The following is an 18,225-nucleotide window of genomic DNA, read 5'->3' on the forward strand; positions in this document are numbered from 1 at the left end:
ACCCACGCATGGCCTGGAGCATTGCACTAACTTGATGCTGAGGTGTAGAAGCGCAGGGCAAAGAGCCAGAAGGCCCGTGCCGCGGCAAAAAACAAAGCCGCCAGAGCCAAGCCCGCCAGCAGCATTGGTGCGGTGGCCTCACCCAACAGCACCTGAGCCGGAACCGTGGTGAGAAACGCCACCGGCAGCACCAGGGTGAACAACAGGCGCAAAGCAGGCGGATAGGCGTTGAGGGGATAACGGCCGGAGGCCAGCAGAGCCCGCAACACCTCAGTGGCATTCCAGGTTTTGACGAACCAGATGCTTGTGGCAGCAATCAGGAACCAGAGCGAATAAAGAATCAAGCCACCAGCCAGCAGCATCACCAACACGGTGACAAGAGAAGACAGGCTGAACACCACACCGGCCTGATGGCTGCCCCAGGCCAGAAGCCCAAGCCCCAGAGCGATCTCCGGCAGCCCCGCCGGCGACAGCGTGCGCAACGACAACCAGAACTGGCTGTCGATCGGTTTGAGCAGCACGAAATCCAAGGTGCCCTCACGCACATGGGTGACGATCGCGCCGAGGTTCGGACGCAACCAGGTGGTGGCCATGCCATCGAACACCGTGTAAAGCCCCTGCACCATCAGAGCCTGGGCCCAGCTCCAGCCCCCCAACGTCTGATCCGGGCCATAGAACAACGAAAGCAGGAACAGGCTGCCGCTAAGGCTCATCGCCACCGCCAACAGCTCGATCAACACGTTGGCCTGATACTCCAGCTGCACGGCCACGGCCGTGCCCCAGAAGCGACGCAAGGTTCGCCAGTAGCGCCCCATCAGGCCCCCATGGCGCTGTAGCGCCGCACGCCGGCCCGCCAGAGCAGCAGCACCAGCGGCAACAGCAGAGCGATCCAAGCCAGTTGCGCGCCAAAGCCCGCCAACAGATCCACCGGCTGACCCGCCAGCACCCTGGCCGGGAAGTCGATCAGATAAGGGAAAGGCGTCCACTGGGCCAAGGCCCGCACCAGCGGCGGAAAGGCCGTGAGCGGTGCCAGCAGACCGGACAGGAACAGGAAGGGAATGAACTGGAGCCGCTCCAGGGCACTGGCCTTCTCACTCCAGAAGCAGAGGGCCGCAATCAAACTCTGGAACAGGAAAGCAATGGCGAAGGCCAGCCAAGTGGCCAGCCAGGCCAGCAGGAAGCCCCCCAACGACGGCAACCAGAAGGCCTGGGGCCGCACCGCAAAAAACACCGCTGCAATCAGGGCCGCAAAGGGCAGACGGGTGAGCTGCTCGCCGAGGTGGGCCGCCACGTAACGCCAGAGAGGATGCAGCGGTTGCAGCAGGTAAGGAGAGAGCCGACCCAGCAGGGCGTCTTCCTCGAAGGCATAGACCACCCACACCACCGAAAACTGGCGCACCAAAAAGGCGCTGAGGAAATAGCGATCCAGGGCCACGCCATCCAGCCCCAGCCCCGAGCGCGCGTCACTGCCGCTCCAGACGCTGAGCATGATGAACGGCAACACACCGGACAAAGCCCAGAGGGCGATCTCGGCGCGGTACTCGAGCATGTGGGCGTACTGGGAGCCCAGCAGCACCCGAATAATCCGCCGGTTCAGCCCGAAGATCCGCATCAGACCCGCCCCTGCCGGAACAGCCCACCGATCAGCTCCTCGATCGGTGGATCGGTCACATCCAGATCGCGCACGGGGAAGCGATCCAGCAGTTGCGCCACCACGGCGGTGAGCTGGTCGCGGGGCACCAACAGCCGCACATCACAGCCCTCCAACTGCTCTAGACGCCCCAACCCCTCCAGGGCATCCGCATCAACGGGCGACTCCAACTCGAGCCGCACCTCCCGCTCCGGCGCCAATTGATCGGCCAGCAACTCGAGGGGCCCGTCGTGGAACAAGCGCCCTTGGTGGATCAGCAACACCCGGGGACACAACGCCGTGATGTCAGCCATGTAGTGGCTGGTGAGTAGCACCGTTGCCCCCGTGCGGCGGTTGTACTCCGCCAGAAACTGCCGCACCCGGGCCTGAGCATTCACATCCAGCCCCAGGGTCGGTTCATCGAGGAACAGCACCTCCGGCTCGTGCAGCAGCGCCGCCAGCAATTCGGCCTTCATCCGCTGGCCCAGGGAAAGCTTGCGCACCGGCCGGGTGAGCTCCTCCCCCAGCTCCAGCAGATCAGACAGCTCGTTGACTCGCCGCCGGGCCACAGCATCGGGGATGCCGTACACCGCCGCATTCACCCGCAGTGAATCCATCGGCGGCAGGTCCCAGAGCAACTGCTGCTTCTGCCCCATCACCAGGGTGATCCGGCGCAGGAACTCCGCCTGACGGCGCTGGGGTCGGTGCCCCGCCACCTGCACCTCCCCGGAACTGGGGTGGATCAGCCCGCAGAGCATCTTCAAAGTAGTGGTCTTGCCAGCCCCGTTAGCGCCGAGAAAGCCCACAATTTCTCCGGGTTCAATCCGGAAGGAAACGTCCTGCACTGCCATCACATCCCGGGTGCGGCGGCGAATGAAGTGGCGCAGGGTGCCGGCCAGCCCGGGTTGCTTCTCGGCAACCCGGTAAATCTTGCTCAGCCCCTCAACTGTGATCAACGCGAAGGGCCGTTGTGGCTGAAAACACCCTCCAAGGCTAAAAGCCCAGCGGCAGCAAAAAAGGGGCAGCATTGGATCGCCCATGCACTTTTCGCTTCCGATGCCCTCAAATTCGGATGCCTTGTTCAGCTATCAAGCTGTACTGCTGGGCACGGCAGGCTTGGTGGTCTTCTGGCTCGTTCTCAGCTTTATCGAGAAGCGGCGTAACCGGCTTGGATCGCTGATCTCCCGATCAGCCATCAAGCACCCCCTGATGCTGGGCCTTGCGTCAGCCCTCTACCTGGGCTGGATCACGCAACTCCTGGAGCAGCGTTTCAACCTGCCTTCACTTTCCAGTGAACGTTTATCAACCACACTGATCATCATTTCGGGTGGCTGGGCACTCGACCGCTTGGGCCACGCGTTTTTTCGCTCACGCACGTTCGAGAACTGGCTCGAGCTAGACGATCCAAAAGATGAGGCAATGCTCATCAGCCTGCTCGACAGGTTGTTCACCATTGCAGCGATTGTGGCAGTCGCCGCAGGGCTGATGGTGACCTTTGGTATTTCCACCACAGCCGTGGCAACTCTCCTTGGAGGCGCCGGCATTGGAATTGGCTTCAGCACGCAACAGATCTCCCAGAACTTCCTAACGGGATTCATGCTCTATTTCAATCGCCCCTTCAAAGAAGGCGATTGGATTAGTACCGATGGCCTGGAAGGAACCGTCGAAGAAATCGGCTGGTATCACACCAAAATTCGTACTTTTGAGCGTCGACCGCTTTACATCCCCAATTCGGTTTTCGCGACAAAACCGATTGAAAATCCCGGGCAAATGTACAACCGTCGCATCAAGGCAAGCATCAGCCTGCGCTACCAAGACATTCCTCTCATTGATGAGATCACCACATCAATTCGCGCGATGCTTGAACACCATCCCGCCATCGACCAGAACCAAATCATCCTGGTGAACTTCAACCAATGGGATTCATCATCCGTCAATTTGATGATCTATTGCTTCACGAAGACCACGGTCTGGAAGGACTGGCTTGATATTCAACAAGGCGTGTTTTTGCAAATCGCCGAAATTGTGCAAAGCGCCGGAGCCGATTTCGCCTTCCCGAGCACCACGCTTTATGCCGGATCAGGTGGCGATGCTCAAGATCCAATCCGGATGCTCAAGCCCTCCTGAGCAATCTATCGATCGCAAATCACCACCTGGCGGATCAATTGAGATCCGCCAGGCGCTTGCGGGCCAAATCCGCTTGGGCCTGCTTCTCATCCAGGTTGGCCTGGCATTCCGCCACCACCTCCGGCGGGGCCTTGTCAGCGAAGTTGGGATTTCCAAGCCGGCCCGCCAGGCCCTTGATTTCCTTCTCCGCCTTGGCGATGTCTTTCTCCAGGCGCCCCTTGAGCGCATCGAGATCCACAAGGCCTTCGATCGGCAGCAGCACCTGCAGCTCACCGCTCACCCCCGCCAGGGCCTTGGCCACCGGAGCCGCATCAGCTTCCTCCGGCGCCATCACGGCCACCGACTCGGCCCGCGTCAACGCTGTGATGTCGGCCGTGCCCTTGGTCAGTACAGCCGCCAGTTCGCCGCGGCCGGTGACGAAACGCACCGGCACCGATTGGGAGGGCTTGAGTCCCGCCACAGCACGCAGGTTGCGCACCACACGGATGGCGCCGATCAGCTCAGCAAAGGAGGCTTCAAGGTCATCGTTGAGGGCCGCTTCATCCACAGCCGGCCAAGGCTGCAGGGCCAGGAAGGTGGTCTCCGGCTCGCTGGTGACGCTGTGCCAGAGCTCCTCGGTGAGGTGGGGCATCAGCGGATGCAGCATCAGATGCATCTGGCTGATCACCTTGGCCAGCACCTGCTTGGCCACCCGCTGATCAGCCAGGGCCTCGGCTGAGGAGTTCTCACCGGGATTAAGCCTTCGCTTGCTCAGCTCCAGATACCAGTCGCAGACGTCGTTCCAGGCGAACTCATAGAGGCCCTTGGCCGCTTCACCGAGGCCATAGCTGCTGTAGCGCTCGGCCGTCTCCCGGTTCACCCGGGCCAGACGAGAGAGGATCCAGCGATCGGCCAGCTGCAGGGCTGCGGGATCGGGATCCCCGAGTTGGGCCGGCGTTTCGCCGCCCAGGTTCATCAAGGCGAAGCGGGTGGCGTTCCAGAGCTTGTTGGCGAAGTTGCGCGAGGCCTCCACCGTGGCGGAGATGTCCTTCTTGCGGTCGTAGTCCAGGCGGATGTCCTGACCCGCACCGGCCACCTCCCGCACCAGGGCGAAACGCAGGGCATCGGTGCCGTAGCGGTCGATCAGCAGCAGCGGATCGATGCCGTTTCCGGCACTTTTGCTCATCTTGCGGTTCTGCTCATCCCGCACCAGGCCGTGGATGTAGACGTCCTGGAAGGGCATCTCGCCGGTGAAGGCGCCGGCCATCATCGTCATCCGGGCCACCCAGAAAAAGATGATGTCGAAGCCCGTCACCAGGGTGCTGGTGGGGTACCAGCGCTGCAGGTCAGCGCTGTCTGCATCGGGCCAACCCAGGGTGGAGAAGGGCCAGAGGCCACTGGAGAACCAGGTGTCGAGCACGTCTTCGTCCTGCTCGATCTCCGCCGCCGCGCCGTACTCCGCCTTGGCCTTCGCCAGGGCTTCAGCTTCGTTGCGGGCCACCACGTAGGGCGTGGTGTCGGTGTACTTGCCACCGGTCTCGCTGATCACGAACCAGGCGGGGATCCGATGGCCCCACCAGAGCTGGCGGCTGATGCACCAGTCGCGGATGTCGGTGAGCCAGTCGCGGTAGACCTTCTCCCAACGCTCGGGGATGAAGCGGGGATCCTGCTTCTCGAGGGCCTCACGGCAGCGGGCCGCCAGGGGCTCGGTTTTGACAAACCACTGGGTGGAGAGCAGCGGCTCCACCGGCACCTTGCCGCGATCGGAATAGGGAACGCTGTGGCGGTAGTCCTCCACCTTCACCAGCAGTCCCAGCTCCTCCAGGCCAGCCACCACGGCCTTGCGGGCCTCGAAGCGATCAAGCCCCTCGAACTGGCCGGCCTCCTTGTTCATCGTGCCGTTCTTGCGCATCACCGTGATCTGGGGCAGACCGTGGCGCTGGCCGATGGCGAAATCGTTGGGGTCGTGGGCCGGCGTCACCTTGACGCAGCCGGTGCCGAAATCCTTCTCCACGTGATCGTCGGCCACGATCGGAATCTCCCGCCCCACGAACGGCAATGTGAGGGTCTGGCCCACCAGGTGGGCGTAGCGCTCGTCGGTGGGATTCACCGCAACCGCCGTGTCGCCCAACATCGTTTCGGGCCGGGTGGTGGCCACCTCCAGGTGGCCGTCGCCGCTGCTGAGTGGATAGCGGAAATGCCAGAGGTGGCCGTCCACCTCCTTCATCTCCACCTCCAGATCACTTACCGCCGAACCAGAGGCAGGGCACCAGTTCACCAGGTATTCACCGCGGTAGATCAGCCCCTGCTCATGAAGCCGCACGAAGGCCTCCTTCACCGCCTCACTCAGGCCCTCATCAAGGGTGAAGCGCTGGCGTTTCCAATCCACGGAATACCCCAGGCGGCGCAGCTGGCCGACGATGCGGCCACCGCTTTCGGCCTTCCACTGCCATGCCCGCTCCAGGAACGCCTCACGGCCGAGGTCGTGACGGGTCTTGCCCTCTTCCTTGAGCTGCTTCTCGAGGATCGTCTGCACCGCGATCGAGGCATGATCGGTGCCGGGCAGGCAGAGCACGTTTTTCCCCGCCAGGCGCTGGTAGCGCACGATTGTGTCGATCAGGGCCGTGTTGAAGGCATGGCCCATGTGCAGGCTGCCGGTGACATTCGGCGGCGGGATCACCACTGAAAACGGTTCACCGGGGGCCTTCGGGTCGGGATGGAAGGCTCCCTGGTCGTCCCAGGCCTGCTGCCAGCGGGCCTCCGTGCCAACCGGGTCGTAGGTCTTGGCCAGTTCGGGCACGGAAAGCTCAGCGGTTCAGCCGGCCATGCTCGCAAAGCCCTGTCCACTCCGGCCAATCTCACTAGCGTCAGCCCAATGAATTGACGGCATGGGTGCAATCCGGATCAAGCATCTGGCCCTTGGGATTGCGCTGACCGGCTTCTGCGCAGGCTGCAGCGCCTGGAGACCACCGGTGGTGGTGAAGGTGGTGCGCACGATCAACAACGCGGAAACCATCTCCAGCAGGGACTACGAACGGCTGCGGGAGGTGACCGAAGAAGCCATCGATCACATCAGAAGCGTGGATCCCCACATCCGCCCGCAACTGACCCTGTCTGCCCGGAAAAACTTCGTTGATGAAATCGCCGATCAGACCCGCAGCGGTTTTGGCCCGGATCTGCTGATCACCGACAGCGACACAGCACTTGAGCTGTACAGGCGCAACTTGGTGGATCCAATGGAGCTTTCACCCGAAGATCGCGCCGACACACCGAGCTATCTGTTCGACCTCGTCACTGCCAAAGACGGACAACTGGTGGGCCGCCCGGTGAACCAATTCGTGCAGCTGGCCTGCTTCAACAAGGAACGCTTGAGCTCCCCTCCTCAGACCCTGGAGGAGATGGCACAAGAAAGCGAAGGCAGCACCTTCGGCATGGCGCTGCAGTTGAAGGATCTGTTCTGGAGCGCTGAATCCTTTGACGCTGGCGAAGCGATGGAAGCCGCCCTCGCCCAGCTCCCGCCAGATGCCGAACGGCAAGCCAACGTGACCAGCTGGTTGCACTGGTTGAAAAACGCCAGCTATCAGCAGAACATCCGCTTCCTCAATGATCAGCGCAGCCTGCGCGACGCCTTGGTGGCTGGAGAGCTGGATTGGATCACCTGCTGGAGCAGCAGCCTGCGGGAGTTGAGAGAACAAATGGACGGGAAGCTTGCCCTCGCTCCGCTCCCCAAAGGACCGTCCACCAAGCTCAAAGCCGCCACCAAGCTTCAGGCTTGGTCCCTCGGTCGCAACTCCAGCCCAAAACAACGGGAGAAGGCCCTGGTGATGATTGATTTCATCACCAAACCCTGGGCACAAAAGACCTATGCCCTGGCCGGACGCAATTCACTGCCGGTGAATCGGAAAGCCGCAAAAATCGTGGCCGCAAAAATCCCAGGAGGAACTGAAGCCCTGGTGACGTACGCAGAGCAGTCGCTGAAGGAAAACGCCGCGAAGGGGCAATCGAAAGCGCGGGTGTTCCGCGATCCGGAGCGTTACGACACCATCTCGAACGCTCTGCTCGACACCATCTACGACGTCAGTTCCCCTGAAAAAGCCAGCCAAACCATCCTCAAGAGCTTGCGGGAGAGCGGCTCATGATCACGGAGATCACGTCTGAAGCCACCACCTGGCTGGGCTATCTGCAGCGCGGTTCCGTGCTCATCCAGGTGGGTTTGTTCGTTGCCGCCATCAGCAGCGAATCCCGGGTCAAGCGAAAACTCAGCAGCCCCCTGATTGCCAGCCTCACCCACCTGATCGTGCCGGCGGCGCTTTTCCTCAGCGCCAGCGTGTTGACCTTGGCCGGCATCACAGCGGGCTTTCTGCAGTACCTGGCGCTGCTCTGGGTGCTGTGGCGCTGCGTGGAACCCACCAAGCAGCTGATCCACGGACGCTTCCCCAAGGTGCCCGTGGAAGAAATCGATAAATCCTTCTTTCGGCCTGTGCTTCTGGTGGTGTCGATCCTCACCTTTTCCCAGATGCTGGGAAGCAGGGAATCGCTGTCGCTGATTTCCCTCGGTGACGTATTCGGGGTGACACTCACCATTGGCAAATTGTTCACCGCCCTGGTGATCGTTTATTTGGTGACTGCCCTGGCCAGCCGCCCAGCGGCCTTCGCGGCCTGGCTTGGGGGCAGCTTCTTCGGCATCAAACCCCAAGGCCGAAGAGCGCTGGAAGTGATTCTTCGCTACTCGGTGATCGGAATCGGCGTGATGGGGGTGGCGTTTTACATCGGCATCAACGGAACCGCCCTGGTGGCCGTGGCCGGGGGGCTCTCCGTGGGCATCGGCTTCGGAATCAAAGAAATCATCTCCAACTTCATCAGCAGCATTTGGCTTCTATTTGAGGGCTCCGTTCGCCCTGGCGAAATCCTGATGATCAACGGCGACCCCTGCACCGTGCGCAAGCTGGGGCTGCGCGCCACGCAGTTGCGCCGCGGCCGCGATGGGGCCGAACTTTTGATCCCCAACCAGAACTTCTTCACCCAGGAGGCGGAGTCGTACACCGCGGGAGAGACCTCCCGCCGGGATGTAGTTGCGGTGGGAGCGGCTTACCACCACGAACCCAGTCAGGTGATCGCAGTTCTGGAGGAGGTGGCCCGTCAACACGAAAAGGTGTTGCAGCACCCACCTCCGGCTGCCTTCACCGTGGATTTCGCCGATTCCTCGATCAACTACAAGCTGCTCTTCTGGGTGCGCAATCCCCTTGAAGCGTTTGGTGTGGGGAGCGATCTGCGTCAAGCCATCTGGACAGCTTTCGACGAGAACGGCATCGGCATTCCCTTCCCACAGCGCCAGGTGTATCCAATGGAATGGCCTCCCTCAAAGGAGCAAACCCACCGGCTCGGCAGCCCCAGCAATCAGCTTCAGGCCGAAGCAGACAGCGATCCAGCCAACGATTCAACTGGCGAGACGCCGTAGGTAGTCCTCCTGGCGTCCGGCGTTGATCCAACCAGTGGCGATCAACTTGCTGGAGCTTTCATTCACGCGTCCGCGGTGAATGTGGGACGGACCAGCCGGAAAGATCACCAACTTGCCCCGCTCCGCCGGTTCGTGGTGGTCCTGCCAGTGGAACTCGGTGCCGGCCTCATCAACGTCGTTGCAATAAAGAATCCAGGCCAGCACCCGGTGCACCGGTTCGGTGGCCTCATCGCTGATGGTCCAATCGCAGTGCCATCGCTTGAACCCTTCCCCCGGGGCGTAGTGCTGGAGGTTGAAGATCGGATTCACAAACAGGCTCTGTTGCGGGCAGCACTGCCGGAACAGAGGCCGCTCCTGCAGATAGCGCTCCAAGCCGGCGGTCACCCCGCGAAGGATCAGTTGCGAGAGGGCGAAGGATTCGGGTTCCGAGCGATCAATCGCAACCAAGCTGATGTCGGTGCTCTGCTTCGCCGGTTCCCCCTCACCCTCGGGGCCGAAGGCCACACCAGGCCGCTGCAAATCCACCCGGCGCTCGAAGAATTCACGCACTGCATCGGCCACCGAGGCGTACCCGGGATTGCTGTAGCGCCCGATCAGGTTCATGTCGCAGCCTCCAAGCGTGGTATCGCCACCACAGCATCGAGCTGCTGCCAGCGCGACCGGTCAGCCACATGGCCCTGCAACTGCACCTGCTCAATCACCGTGGCAGCGCGCTCCAGATCGAGGGGAACACCCGGGCCCATCGGCAGCACCAGCACCTGCTGCTCAGCCGGATCGGCCATCACCTGCAGATCGAGAGCCTCTAGCTCCCGCTCAAAGAACACCCGCCGCATTCGGGTGGTGAGACTTGGACCAAGTGCCTCAACGAAACGGGCCATGCCGGCTTCATCCCCGGAGCTACCGCAGTTCAACGACAACCAGATCAGCAGCTTCACCCAACTTTCCGCCGTCCACAGGGGTTGAAAGCTCTCCCGGTGCTGCCGCACCAGCTCAGCGATTGAAAAATCAAACAGCGTGGCCTGCAGGCCAGTGGCATCAGCGGAATCCATGCTGTTCATCCTCTCCTGCGAAAGGTCAGACTGGGGCGACTGGCTATTCGCACCATGGCCCTGGACCTGAACGATCCCGAACTCGAGTTCTCCGATCTGGTCTACGCCTACCAGAGCTGGGTGATGGCGGTGATCAATGACGAAAAGCTGGACAGCGACGACAAGCTGCTCACCGATGACATCGCCGAGGACGCCCTCAACTCAATGCGCTTCCTGCCTGGCGAGGTGACCAGCGCCATCGAAACCAGCCTGGCCCGCGTCTACGACGTGGACGCCGACGAACTGGCGGAGCTGCTCTTCCCGGAGGACTGAGCCCAGGCTCAGGTGACGCGATGGGTTGGTCCGCGGCTGACATCCCAAACCAGCAGGGGCGCATTGCCCTGATCACTGGAGCCAACAGCGGTCTGGGTCTGGAGACCGCACGGGCCTTAAAACGCTGCGGGGCAACCGTGGTGTTGGCGTGCCGCAGCCCCCGCAAAGCCGAGCTGGCCAAGCAGGAGTTGCTGCAGGAGCGCGACGGTGGAGCGGTGGATCTGGTGGACCTAGATCTGGCGGACCTGACCAGCGTGGAAGAGGCAGCGGCCACCGTTGGCGAACGCTACGGCTGCCTTGATCTGCTGATCAACAACGCTGGCGTGATGGCACCGCCGCGGCGCACCACCGCCCAGGGACATGAACTGCAGTTCGGTGTGAATCACCTGGGGCACATGGCCCTAACCCAGGCCCTCCTGCCGCTGATGCAAAACCGGCCCGATCCCCGCGTGGTGACGGTGACCTCAGGGGCGCAGTACTTCGGCAAGATCCGCTGGGACGACCCAAGTTGGAGCAAGAGCTACGACCGCTATGGGGCCTACGGCCAAAGCAAACTCGCCAACGTGATGTTTGCCCTTGAGCTGGATGCACGCCTACGCAAGCAGGGCAGCCCCATCCGCTCCCTGGCCGCCCATCCCGGCATCGCGCGCACGGAACTGCAACCCACCGCGATCGCCAGCGTCGGCAACCGCTTCGAGGCCTTGGCCTACCGGCTGATGGATCCCCTGTTCCAAAGCGCCGGCATGGGTGCCCTGCCGCAACTGCATGCCGCCACAGCGGCGACGGCGCAGGGTGGCGAGCACTACGGCCCTGAGCAGTTCGGCGGCTTGCGAGGTGCACCGGCGCTCTGCCGTGTTGCACCAGCAGCAAGCCAACCCGCCGAACGGCAACGGCTCTGGAGCTTGAGCGAGCAGCTGATCGGTGGCTGAATCCAGCGCTGGCTTGCAGCGGCTGGCCCCCTTCGTGATGGGCCGGGCCCGACGCGGCGTTGTGGGATCCAGTCGCTACGCCCAACGGCTGCGAACTGCGGTGCTGGAGGCCGCCCGAGACCCGCAGCGCCAACCGGTGCTGATCAGCGGCGAACCCGGCCTGGAAAAAGACAACCTCGCCGCCCTGGTGCACTACGGATCAGCGGACCGGCGTCGTCTGCTTGTGCGACTGGACGCCAGTGATCTGCAGGGCAGCAGCCTCAACCTGCTGAATGAGCTTGGATCCAACACGCTGCTGGTGAGCGGCATGGACCGCGTTGACGACGCGGTCCAACAGCGCTTGATCGCGATGGCCCATGGCCAAGCACCGGAGTTCAAAGGACGCGTGCTGTTCACCAGCGAAGCCACCATCCCGGCCCTCGACGGCCTGGTGCAATCCATCCGCGTCCCTCCCTTACGGGTGCGCCGAACCGACCTAGGGGACTGGCTGCGCTACCAGCTGAGGTTGCAGAGCCCTGGCCTCGGCTGGAGCCAACCACCCGCCCTGTCGGAGAGCGTGGTGCGACGGCTCCAGAACCACGATTTCGCCAACAACCTGCGCGAACTCGAAGCAATGGTGGATCGCGCCCTGCGGCAGGCCCGTCAGCAAAGCCATGGCGAGCTGCCACCACTGCTGCCTGAAGAGGTCTTCTGGACCGAAGAAAAAACACGGCGGGCCCGTTTTGACATCTGGCGCTGGAAACCGCAGCTGCGCAACTGGATGCGCGCACCGGCGCTCTGGAACACGCTGCTGTTCGGCCTGGTGAGCTGGATGTTCGTGGTCGTGAACGTGGTGCTCTGGCTTGGCCCGCAGGACCGCGCAGCCAATCCGATGCTGAATCTGTTCTGGGCCTGGTGGTGGCCGTTGATCCTGCTGAGCTATCCGCTGGTGGGTCGCCTCTGGTGCGCCATCTGCCCCTTCATGATCTGGGGACAGATCGCCCAGAAGCTGACCCCGTGGCGCAAGAAAAGCTGGCCCCATGGGGACATGGACCGCTGGGGAGCGCCTGCCCTCGCCGCCGGTTTTGCCTCGATTCTGCTGTGGGAGGAGGTCTGGAACCTCGAGAACACCGCTTGGCTGAGCAGCTGCCTGCTGCTGCTGATCACGGCAGGGGCCGTGATCGGTTCAACGGTGTTTGAAAAACGCTTCTGGTGCCGTTATCTCTGTCCCGTCGGGGGCATGAACGGACTGTTCGCCAAACTCTCGATCCTTGAACTCCGCGCAGAAGCCGGCACCTGCAGCGGCAGCTGCAGCAGCTACGCCTGCTTCAAGGGCGGACCCGCCGATGAGGAAGGGCTGGCCAGCGAAGGCTGTCCACTGGGCACCCACCCTGCCCATCTGAGCGACAACCGCAACTGCGTGCTCTGCATGACCTGCACCCAGGCCTGTCCCAACCGCTCCGTGCAGTTGCGACTGCGGCCGCCGGCCGCTGATCTGCAACGCACCATGCAGGCCCCGAATGGAGAGCGTGGATTGATCCTGGTGCTGGCTGGGGGCATTTGCCTGCACCACTGGCAACGCCTGCTGGGCTGGCTGCCCCTGGCACCGTCGTCATTGCATGAAGGCCCCCTGCTGGCCCGGCTCAGCTTTGCGGTGCTCGCTCTTGCCTTACCAGCTGCGATTGGTTTGTGGCTCAACCGCCGTTGGCTCTACGCCGGATTGCCGCTGCTCTGGGCCCTGCTCTTGGCGCGCCATCTACCCATCGGCATGGCCGAGGCGGGCACCGTCTTGCCACATGGCTGGCCGCAATGGTCAGCCGACCCCCATGTGATCGGCTTCTGCCAAACCTTGGTGGTGGGGATCGGATGGATTGGTGCAGCAATCTTGAGTCGCCGCTTGCTGGATCTCGACCGCAGGGCCTGGGTTATGGGCAGCATGGTGCTGCTCCTGGTCAGCTTCAGCGGCCGCTGGTTGGTCGCCCTTTAAAACCATGGCCACTCGCCGCCCTTCCACCCAGATCAATGCCCGCCAGAAGGTATTGCTGGCGAACCTGCAGGCCTGTGGTGATGAGATGAGCGGTCAGCAGCTCCACCGCAGCCTGGAACCCGACCAAGCCATGGGCCTGGCCACGGTGTATCGCAATCTGCGCCAGCTGCAGCAACGGGGCCTGGTGCGCTGCCGCCACCTGCCCAATGGGGAAGCGCTTTATGCGCCGCTGGAGCGGGATCGCCACCACCTCACCTGCGTCGATTGCGGCAAGACCCAGGCGCTCGACCACTGCCCGATTCACGACCTGGAGGTGCCCGAAGAAGGCCGCAAAGGCTTCGATCTCCTGTTCCACACGCTTGAATTCTTTGGTCTCTGCAGCGACTGCCGCGAGCGGCAGCAAAGCCCCTCATGACCCTGGCCGCCACCTACTACGGAGCCAATGGCTGGTTGCTCGAATTCGACGATCTCCGCGTTCTGGTGGATCCCTGGCTGCGCGGCAGCCTGAGCTTCCCCCCAGGGGATTGGCTGCTGAAGGGGGAGCTGCCCTGTGAACGCAAGGCCCCCGAAAAGCTGAACCTGCTGTTGCTCACCCAGGGGCTCGCGGACCATGCCCATCCGGAAACTCTGGCGCTCCTCCCCAAGGACCTGCCCGTCATTGCATCGGTGGCTGCAGCACGGGTGGTGGATCGCCTGGGCTTCACCAGCGTGAAAGCCCTCTCCCCCGGAGAGAGCACCAACCATCAGGGCCTGCAGGTGCGGGCCAGCGCCGGTGCACCGGTGCCGATGGTGGAAAACGGTTATCTGCTCGAGCATCCGGCCGGATCGCTCTATCTGGAACCCCACGGTTTTCTCGATCCAGCGCTGGAGCCGCAACCGCTGGATGCCGTGATCACGCCGATGGTGGATCTAGGCCTTCCAGCGCTTGGGGCGTTTGTCAAAGGCTGCTCCGTGGTGCCGCAACTGGTGGAACGCTTCCAACCGAGCACGGTGCTCGCCAGCACCTCCGGCGGCGACGTGCGCTTTGGCGGTGCCTTGAGTCGGGCCCTACAAATGAAAGGATCCGTGGCCAGCACTGGAGCCCAGCTACCCGCCAGCAGCCGCTGGACTGACCCAACACCCGGAGAACGCCTGCTGCTGAAAAACTGATTTTTCGGATTAAGCTTTGTAACAACAGCTTGAGTTCGATGAAATCCCCGCAAGCCAACGATTCCTGGTTCCAAGGCGTCGCCGCCCGCGACATCCACATGGAGCAGCTCAAAAAGGCCGAACGCTTCAACGGCCGTGCCGCCATGCTCGGCATCGTGATCGGAATCATCACCGAGGGGCTCACCGGTGCCGGCATCGTTCACCAGATTGGGCTGGGCCCCCTGGTGGATGGATACGCCGCCTGCCGCACCCAATTCCTGCCCTTCTGCTTCTGATTCGGGAAGGGGACAACCCCCCGATGACGAGAATGGTGCGATTCACGTTCGAATCGAATGGCTGCTGACAAGGAACTGCTGAAGGAAGTGGCCCTGGAGCTGTGGAACACCACCAAGAAGCTCCGCCCCGGTCTGCCCAAAGCGCCTCGCGCCCAGCTGGTCCTGAAAGCTCTACTCACCATCGGTGACATGAGCGATCAGCTGGAAGCCGCGATGGTGCTTGGGGTGATTGAGGCGCAGGAACCCGACGATGAGCCCGGGCAGGAAGAAGCGGCCGGCGAAGACAAGACGGTGACTGAAACAGAAGCCAAAGCCGAGCGGGAAACACCCAGAGTGGTGCGCAAGCGTTCCAGCAGCCGTTAATCAAAACCTCCTGATAACAAGACAGCCCATCCCCCTCCGTCCTTAGCGGGATGGGTCAGGCTTGTGGAGGCATCTCAGCAAGACGGCTTAGCTCTGCAGGGCCAGCACGGCCGCAGCGGCAGCAAGGGCCACGATTCCAGTCATCCAAATGCTGCTTTGGCGTTCCAACAACCAAGCAACGTTGCGAGAGAACGACAACCTGCCCGTCGCAAGCAGCGCTGTGAGCCCCACAAGCAGAACCACAGGCACCACAAGCGCCAAGAACAACTGCATCGCCAAATGCCTGTAAGGCCTGTCTTCCAATGATGATCTGGTGGCAAGCCGTTCAACGTCGCAACATCCACACCACAGCCTGAACCTTGACTCTGTTGATTGTCACCGCCGGTTTCATCGGTCTGCTCTGGCTAACGCAGAGCCTGATCCGACGCGGCATGGATGACGGCAGCAACGGCTGAGTGGGGCTTGCCCCCCCTGCTGGCAAGGGCGTTGTCAGTGATGTCTTGGCTCCCTTGCGCTCTGCTCTGCTTCCGCTTTCAGAAAACGGCGATGCTGCGATGAGGCATAGCCACTGAGGTCAATTCGGCTGGCATTGCTGCCAGCTTTGCGCCACTCCCTCGGGGGAGTGCTGGATCTTCGGTTCATGGAATCGAGTTATCGGTTCTCGCGCAGTGGGCCTTCAGCAAGGCTCTTTGGCGTTGCCCCACCTTTGCACACTTGCCTGTCCCCGCCAAGCGGATGAGTAATTGCAGCTACGGCAAGCCAATTGGATTGGATCGATACTCCACCCAAAGGCAAACGGCTTGTGACCCCTGAGGAGCAGTACGTGAAATGCATGGACGCTGCCTACGCCGCTGCTGACAGGGAGACCTGCCTCAAAATGATTCGAAAAGCAGAGGGCGTCCTACGCGGAGAGTTCGGCACCAAGCAGGGAAGCGATGACCCTGGAGGACAAGCATTGGCGAGCTGAAATAACCCTGGAGAAAACCAGTGCTGCACTGAGTTTTGAAATGGGCGATACTGGGATCGAACCAGTGACAATCTCCTTGTAAGGGAGGTGCTCTACCGCTGAGCTAATCGCCCCATCGGGCAGATTCTGCCCTAACGCGTCAGCTTGGGGGCGCAAAACAGCTCCGAAGGCTTGGCAGCGGGTCGCCGCCACGACCAAAGCATCTGGATCCTGAGCCTCCCGCTCGGGATTGCCGTTGGATTGGTGCTGGGATGGGTTGCAGCGTTGATCGCCACAGCCAGCTGTCTAGCCGGAGGACTGTGGCTGTCCCCCGATCTTGATACCCGCTCCAATGCGCTGCGGCGGTGGGGCCCCCTCGGCTTCCTCTGGTGGCCCTATCGCCTCCTCATCCCCCATCGCTCGATCTGGTCCCATGGACCCGTGCTGGGAATGGGCGCGCGCCTGGGGGTGCTGCTCACCTGGTGCCTGATCGTGACCCTGGTGGTTCCGGCACTCTCACCAGCGATGCTGCTGACGACGCTGCAGCAACTGATGTGTCAGCACCCACGCGAATTCATCGCGTGTCTGGTGGGTTTGGAGGGCAGTGCCTGGATCCACTTAATCCTGGATGGCGACCCCTGGCCCAAGGAATGGTCGACAAAACGACAGCGATGAGAAGGTGGGCGTTGCCCCTGTTGTTGCCCAGGCATGGCCAACGCTCCTTCTGCTGCAGTGCAACGACTGGTCGATGTCGTGGCACAACTCAGGAACCCAGCAACGGGTTGTCCATGGGACCTGGAACAGACCCATGCATCCCTGGTGCCCTACGTGTTGGAGGAAGCCCACGAGGTGGCTGATGCCATCCGTCAGGGCGATGACCAGCACCTCAAAGAAGAACTCGGCGACCTTCTCCTGCAGGTGGTGCTGCACGCCCAGATCGCTGGAGAGGAGCAACGGTTTGATCTCAATGCGATCGCCGATGGCATCAGCAACAAGCTGATCCGCCGTCACCCCCATGTGTTCGGGGACGCCGAAGCCAAAACAAGTGACGACGTTCGACGCAGCTGGGACGCCATCAAGCTGGAAGAGCAGGCGGAGGCCCTGGCTGGCTCCACCAGCCCACTGAGCGACAGGCTTAAAACCAAGGTGCGCGGCCTGCCGGCCCTGGCTGGAGCGATGACCATCTCAAAAAAAGCAGCCAAAGCCGGCTTCGAATGGGATGACGTGGCCGGCGTCTGGGAGAAGGTCCATGAAGAGCTGGACGAACTCAAGGAAGCGGTGGCCAGCGGCAACAAAGACCATGCCCAGGAGGAACTGGGCGATCTCCTCTTCACCCTGGTGAATGTGGCCCGTTGGTGCCAAATCGAACCCGAAGAAGGACTCGCCGGCACGAACCAGCGCTTCCTCGATCGTTTCTCCCGTGTTGAAGCTGCCCTGGAAGGGGATCTTCAGGGCCGCAGCATCCACGAATTGGAAACCCTCTGGAAACAGGCCAAAGCAGCCATCAGGGCGGAGCAGTCCTCATCAACCGACACCGTTTAATCGTCCAGGGATGGCCGGCTGCGCCGTTGACGTTTGAGGTCCCCACGCTTTTTCTTCGTGTCCAAGCGCCGCTTCACGGCACCACGACCCGGCCTGGTGGCTTTGCGAGCCCGCGGCGGTGGCTGCAAGCCCTCGCGCAGCAGCTCCCCCATGCGATGCAGAGCCTTCTGACGGTTCTGCCATTGGGAGCGTTCTTCTGCGACCACAACCCTTAGGCAACCTTCCACCAACCGGGCCCGGAAATGCTCCAGCAGACGGGCACGACGGAATGGCCCCAGACAGGAGCAGTTCGCCAGATCCAGAAGCAACTCAACACGGGAATCGGTGGTATTGACCCCCTGCCCGCCGGGACCGGATGAACGGCTGAATCGCCAGCGCAGCTCTCTGGACGGAATGGTCAACCGCTCGTTCACCACCAGGTCCTGCACCAGCCACCTCCTGGGTCAAGAACAACAGGATGGTCCCACCGGGTTGATGCCTCGGAGAGAAAACACCTGTAT

At 62.2% G+C, this 18,225-nt stretch carries 20 protein-coding genes and 1 tRNA gene; 12 read left to right on the top strand and 9 right to left on the bottom strand.

All coding sequences use genetic code 11. The annotated features are described in order from the left end of the window. Nucleotides 1-26: 26 nt before the first annotated feature. Genes SynA1562_RS12310 through SynA1562_RS12320 form a run of 3 tightly spaced genes read right to left on the bottom strand, consistent with a single transcriptional unit; the run spans nucleotide 27 to nucleotide 2,586 of the window. Nucleotides 27-815, bottom strand: a complete 789-nt coding sequence (locus SynA1562_RS12310; protein ID WP_186495441.1) for an ABC transporter permease — start codon at nucleotides 813-815, stop codon at nucleotides 27-29. After that, nucleotides 815-1,612: an ABC-2 family transporter protein gene (locus SynA1562_RS12315; protein WP_186494081.1), complete on the bottom strand. Its 798-nt coding sequence runs from the start codon at nucleotides 1,610-1,612 to the stop codon at nucleotides 815-817. Before SynA1562_RS12315 ends, SynA1562_RS12310 begins: the two co-directional genes overlap by 1 nt. Beyond that, nucleotides 1,612-2,586 (bottom strand): ATP-binding cassette domain-containing protein, encoded by a 975-nt coding sequence (locus SynA1562_RS12320; RefSeq protein ID WP_186494082.1) that lies wholly within the window; start codon nucleotides 2,584-2,586, stop codon nucleotides 1,612-1,614. Before SynA1562_RS12320 ends, SynA1562_RS12315 begins: the two co-directional genes overlap by 1 nt. Nucleotides 2,587-2,668: 82 nt before the next feature. On the opposite strand from SynA1562_RS12320, the gene SynA1562_RS12325 reads away from it, so the two are divergent. Then, complete coding sequence (locus SynA1562_RS12325) at nucleotides 2,669-3,757, top strand: mechanosensitive ion channel family protein (protein WP_186494083.1); 1,089 nt, start codon at nucleotides 2,669-2,671, stop codon at nucleotides 3,755-3,757. A gap of 34 nt (nucleotides 3,758-3,791) precedes the next feature. Here SynA1562_RS12325 and SynA1562_RS12330 read toward each other — a convergent pair whose 3' ends face one another. After that, the gene (locus SynA1562_RS12330) at nucleotides 3,792-6,536 is read right to left on the bottom strand and encodes a valine--tRNA ligase (RefSeq protein WP_186494084.1); all 2,745 of its coding nucleotides are present in this window, start codon (nucleotides 6,534-6,536) and stop codon (nucleotides 3,792-3,794) included. Nucleotides 6,537-6,624: 88 nt separating this feature from the next. Between SynA1562_RS12330 and SynA1562_RS12335 the strand changes: the two genes are divergently transcribed. Continuing rightward, nucleotides 6,625-7,875 carry an extracellular solute-binding protein gene (locus SynA1562_RS12335; RefSeq protein WP_186494085.1) on the top strand — a complete coding sequence of 417 codons (1,251 nt, stop codon included), beginning with the start codon at nucleotides 6,625-6,627 and terminating at the stop codon, nucleotides 7,873-7,875. Next, nucleotides 7,872-9,194 (top strand): mechanosensitive ion channel family protein, encoded by a 1,323-nt coding sequence (locus tag SynA1562_RS12340; RefSeq protein ID WP_186494086.1) that lies wholly within the window; start codon nucleotides 7,872-7,874, stop codon nucleotides 9,192-9,194. The genes SynA1562_RS12335 and SynA1562_RS12340 overlap by 4 nt, the downstream gene beginning before the upstream one ends. Here the strand turns inward: SynA1562_RS12340 and SynA1562_RS12345 are convergent. Together SynA1562_RS12345 and SynA1562_RS12350 are read right to left on the bottom strand one after the other, a co-directional pair. Beyond that, nucleotides 9,174-9,797 (bottom strand): 2OG-Fe(II) oxygenase, encoded by a 624-nt coding sequence (locus SynA1562_RS12345; protein WP_186494087.1) that lies wholly within the window; start codon nucleotides 9,795-9,797, stop codon nucleotides 9,174-9,176. The two genes, SynA1562_RS12340 and SynA1562_RS12345, sit on opposite strands and share 21 nt — an antisense overlap. Continuing rightward, on the bottom strand, nucleotides 9,794-10,243 hold the full coding sequence (locus SynA1562_RS12350) for a hypothetical protein (protein ID WP_011365485.1): 450 nt from the start codon (nucleotides 10,241-10,243) through the stop codon (nucleotides 9,794-9,796). The genes SynA1562_RS12345 and SynA1562_RS12350 overlap by 4 nt, the downstream gene beginning before the upstream one ends. Before the next feature lie 54 nt (nucleotides 10,244-10,297). On the opposite strand from SynA1562_RS12350, the gene SynA1562_RS12355 reads away from it, so the two are divergent. From SynA1562_RS12355 to SynA1562_RS12385, 7 genes are read left to right on the top strand one after another with little or no spacing between them, the layout of a single operon-like run. Further along, on the top strand, nucleotides 10,298-10,555 hold the full coding sequence (locus SynA1562_RS12355; protein WP_011365486.1) for a hypothetical protein: 258 nt from the start codon (nucleotides 10,298-10,300) through the stop codon (nucleotides 10,553-10,555). 20 nt (nucleotides 10,556-10,575) lie between these two features. After that, nucleotides 10,576-11,484: an oxidoreductase gene (locus tag SynA1562_RS12360; protein ID WP_186494088.1), complete on the top strand. Its 909-nt coding sequence runs from the start codon at nucleotides 10,576-10,578 to the stop codon at nucleotides 11,482-11,484. A 37-nt stretch (nucleotides 11,485-11,521) separates the two neighbouring features. Next, nucleotides 11,522-13,450 carry a 4Fe-4S binding protein gene (locus tag SynA1562_RS12365; protein ID WP_186495442.1) on the top strand — a complete coding sequence of 643 codons (1,929 nt, stop codon included), beginning with the start codon at nucleotides 11,522-11,524 and terminating at the stop codon, nucleotides 13,448-13,450. Nucleotides 13,451-13,454: 4 nt separating this feature from the next. Continuing rightward, the gene (locus SynA1562_RS12370) at nucleotides 13,455-13,865 is read left to right on the top strand and encodes a transcriptional repressor (protein ID WP_186494089.1); all 411 of its coding nucleotides are present in this window, start codon (nucleotides 13,455-13,457) and stop codon (nucleotides 13,863-13,865) included. Further along, on the top strand, nucleotides 13,862-14,599 hold the full coding sequence (locus tag SynA1562_RS12375; protein ID WP_186494090.1) for an MBL fold metallo-hydrolase: 738 nt from the start codon (nucleotides 13,862-13,864) through the stop codon (nucleotides 14,597-14,599). The genes SynA1562_RS12370 and SynA1562_RS12375 overlap by 4 nt, the downstream gene beginning before the upstream one ends. Before the next feature lie 38 nt (nucleotides 14,600-14,637). Beyond that, nucleotides 14,638-14,874 (top strand): chlorophyll a/b-binding protein, encoded by a 237-nt coding sequence (locus tag SynA1562_RS12380; protein WP_186494091.1) that lies wholly within the window; start codon nucleotides 14,638-14,640, stop codon nucleotides 14,872-14,874. A gap of 57 nt (nucleotides 14,875-14,931) precedes the next feature. After that, complete coding sequence (locus tag SynA1562_RS12385) at nucleotides 14,932-15,237, top strand: TIGR03894 family protein (RefSeq protein ID WP_186494092.1); 306 nt, start codon at nucleotides 14,932-14,934, stop codon at nucleotides 15,235-15,237. A gap of 87 nt (nucleotides 15,238-15,324) precedes the next feature. Here the strand turns inward: SynA1562_RS12385 and SynA1562_RS12390 are convergent, their stop codons facing one another. Together SynA1562_RS12390 and SynA1562_RS12395 are read right to left on the bottom strand one after the other, a co-directional pair. Then, a complete protein-coding gene (locus SynA1562_RS12390) occupies nucleotides 15,325-15,510 on the bottom strand; it encodes a hypothetical protein (protein ID WP_186494093.1) in 186 nt (61 codons plus the stop codon). A gap of 735 nt (nucleotides 15,511-16,245) precedes the next feature. Further along, nucleotides 16,246-16,317: transfer RNA gene (locus SynA1562_RS12395), tRNA-Val, on the bottom strand. Nucleotides 16,318-16,375: 58 nt separating this feature from the next. Between SynA1562_RS12395 and SynA1562_RS12400 the strand changes: the two genes are divergently transcribed. Further along, nucleotides 16,376-16,858, top strand: coding sequence for a metal-binding protein (locus SynA1562_RS12400; RefSeq protein WP_186494094.1), 483 nt, complete (start codon nucleotides 16,376-16,378; stop codon nucleotides 16,856-16,858). A 33-nt stretch (nucleotides 16,859-16,891) separates the two neighbouring features. Continuing rightward, complete coding sequence (gene mazG / locus SynA1562_RS12405) at nucleotides 16,892-17,725, top strand: nucleoside triphosphate pyrophosphohydrolase (RefSeq protein ID WP_186494095.1); 834 nt, start codon at nucleotides 16,892-16,894, stop codon at nucleotides 17,723-17,725. On the opposite strand, the gene arfB is transcribed toward mazG, so the two are convergent. Continuing rightward, nucleotides 17,722-18,153: an alternative ribosome rescue aminoacyl-tRNA hydrolase ArfB gene (arfB, locus tag SynA1562_RS12410; protein WP_255445670.1), complete on the bottom strand. Its 432-nt coding sequence runs from the start codon at nucleotides 18,151-18,153 to the stop codon at nucleotides 17,722-17,724. The two genes, mazG and arfB, sit on opposite strands and share 4 nt — an antisense overlap. Nucleotides 18,154-18,225 lie beyond the last annotated feature (72 nt).

Origin of the sequence: Synechococcus sp. A15-62 (genome assembly GCF_014280075.1) — a bacterium.
Taxonomy (GTDB): Bacteria; Cyanobacteriota; Cyanobacteriia; order PCC-6307; family Cyanobiaceae; genus Parasynechococcus.

Coding starts and splice junctions, on each gene's coding strand:
- SynA1562_RS12310 (WP_186495441.1), bottom strand. CDS start 815: ATGGGGCGCTACTGGCGAACCTTGCGTCGCTTCTGGGGCACGGCCGTG.
- SynA1562_RS12315 (WP_186494081.1), bottom strand. CDS start 1,612: ATGCGGATCTTCGGGCTGAACCGGCGGATTATTCGGGTGCTGCTGGGC.
- SynA1562_RS12325 (WP_186494083.1), top strand. CDS start 2,669: ATGCACTTTTCGCTTCCGATGCCCTCAAATTCGGATGCCTTGTTCAGC.
- SynA1562_RS12335 (WP_186494085.1), top strand. CDS start 6,625: ATGGGTGCAATCCGGATCAAGCATCTGGCCCTTGGGATTGCGCTGACC.
- SynA1562_RS12340 (WP_186494086.1), top strand. CDS start 7,872: ATGATCACGGAGATCACGTCTGAAGCCACCACCTGGCTGGGCTATCTG.
- SynA1562_RS12345 (WP_186494087.1), bottom strand. CDS start 9,797: ATGAACCTGATCGGGCGCTACAGCAATCCCGGGTACGCCTCGGTGGCC.
- SynA1562_RS12350 (WP_011365485.1), bottom strand. CDS start 10,243: ATGGATTCCGCTGATGCCACTGGCCTGCAGGCCACGCTGTTTGATTTT.
- SynA1562_RS12355 (WP_011365486.1), top strand. CDS start 10,298: ATGGCCCTGGACCTGAACGATCCCGAACTCGAGTTCTCCGATCTGGTC.
- SynA1562_RS12360 (WP_186494088.1), top strand. CDS start 10,576: ATGGGTTGGTCCGCGGCTGACATCCCAAACCAGCAGGGGCGCATTGCC.
- SynA1562_RS12365 (WP_186495442.1), top strand. CDS start 11,522: ATGGGCCGGGCCCGACGCGGCGTTGTGGGATCCAGTCGCTACGCCCAA.
- SynA1562_RS12370 (WP_186494089.1), top strand. CDS start 13,455: ATGGCCACTCGCCGCCCTTCCACCCAGATCAATGCCCGCCAGAAGGTA.
- SynA1562_RS12375 (WP_186494090.1), top strand. CDS start 13,862: ATGACCCTGGCCGCCACCTACTACGGAGCCAATGGCTGGTTGCTCGAA.
- SynA1562_RS12380 (WP_186494091.1), top strand. CDS start 14,638: ATGAAATCCCCGCAAGCCAACGATTCCTGGTTCCAAGGCGTCGCCGCC.
- SynA1562_RS12385 (WP_186494092.1), top strand. CDS start 14,932: ATGGCTGCTGACAAGGAACTGCTGAAGGAAGTGGCCCTGGAGCTGTGG.
- SynA1562_RS12390 (WP_186494093.1), bottom strand. CDS start 15,510: ATGCAGTTGTTCTTGGCGCTTGTGGTGCCTGTGGTTCTGCTTGTGGGG.
- mazG (WP_186494095.1), top strand. CDS start 16,892: ATGGCCAACGCTCCTTCTGCTGCAGTGCAACGACTGGTCGATGTCGTG.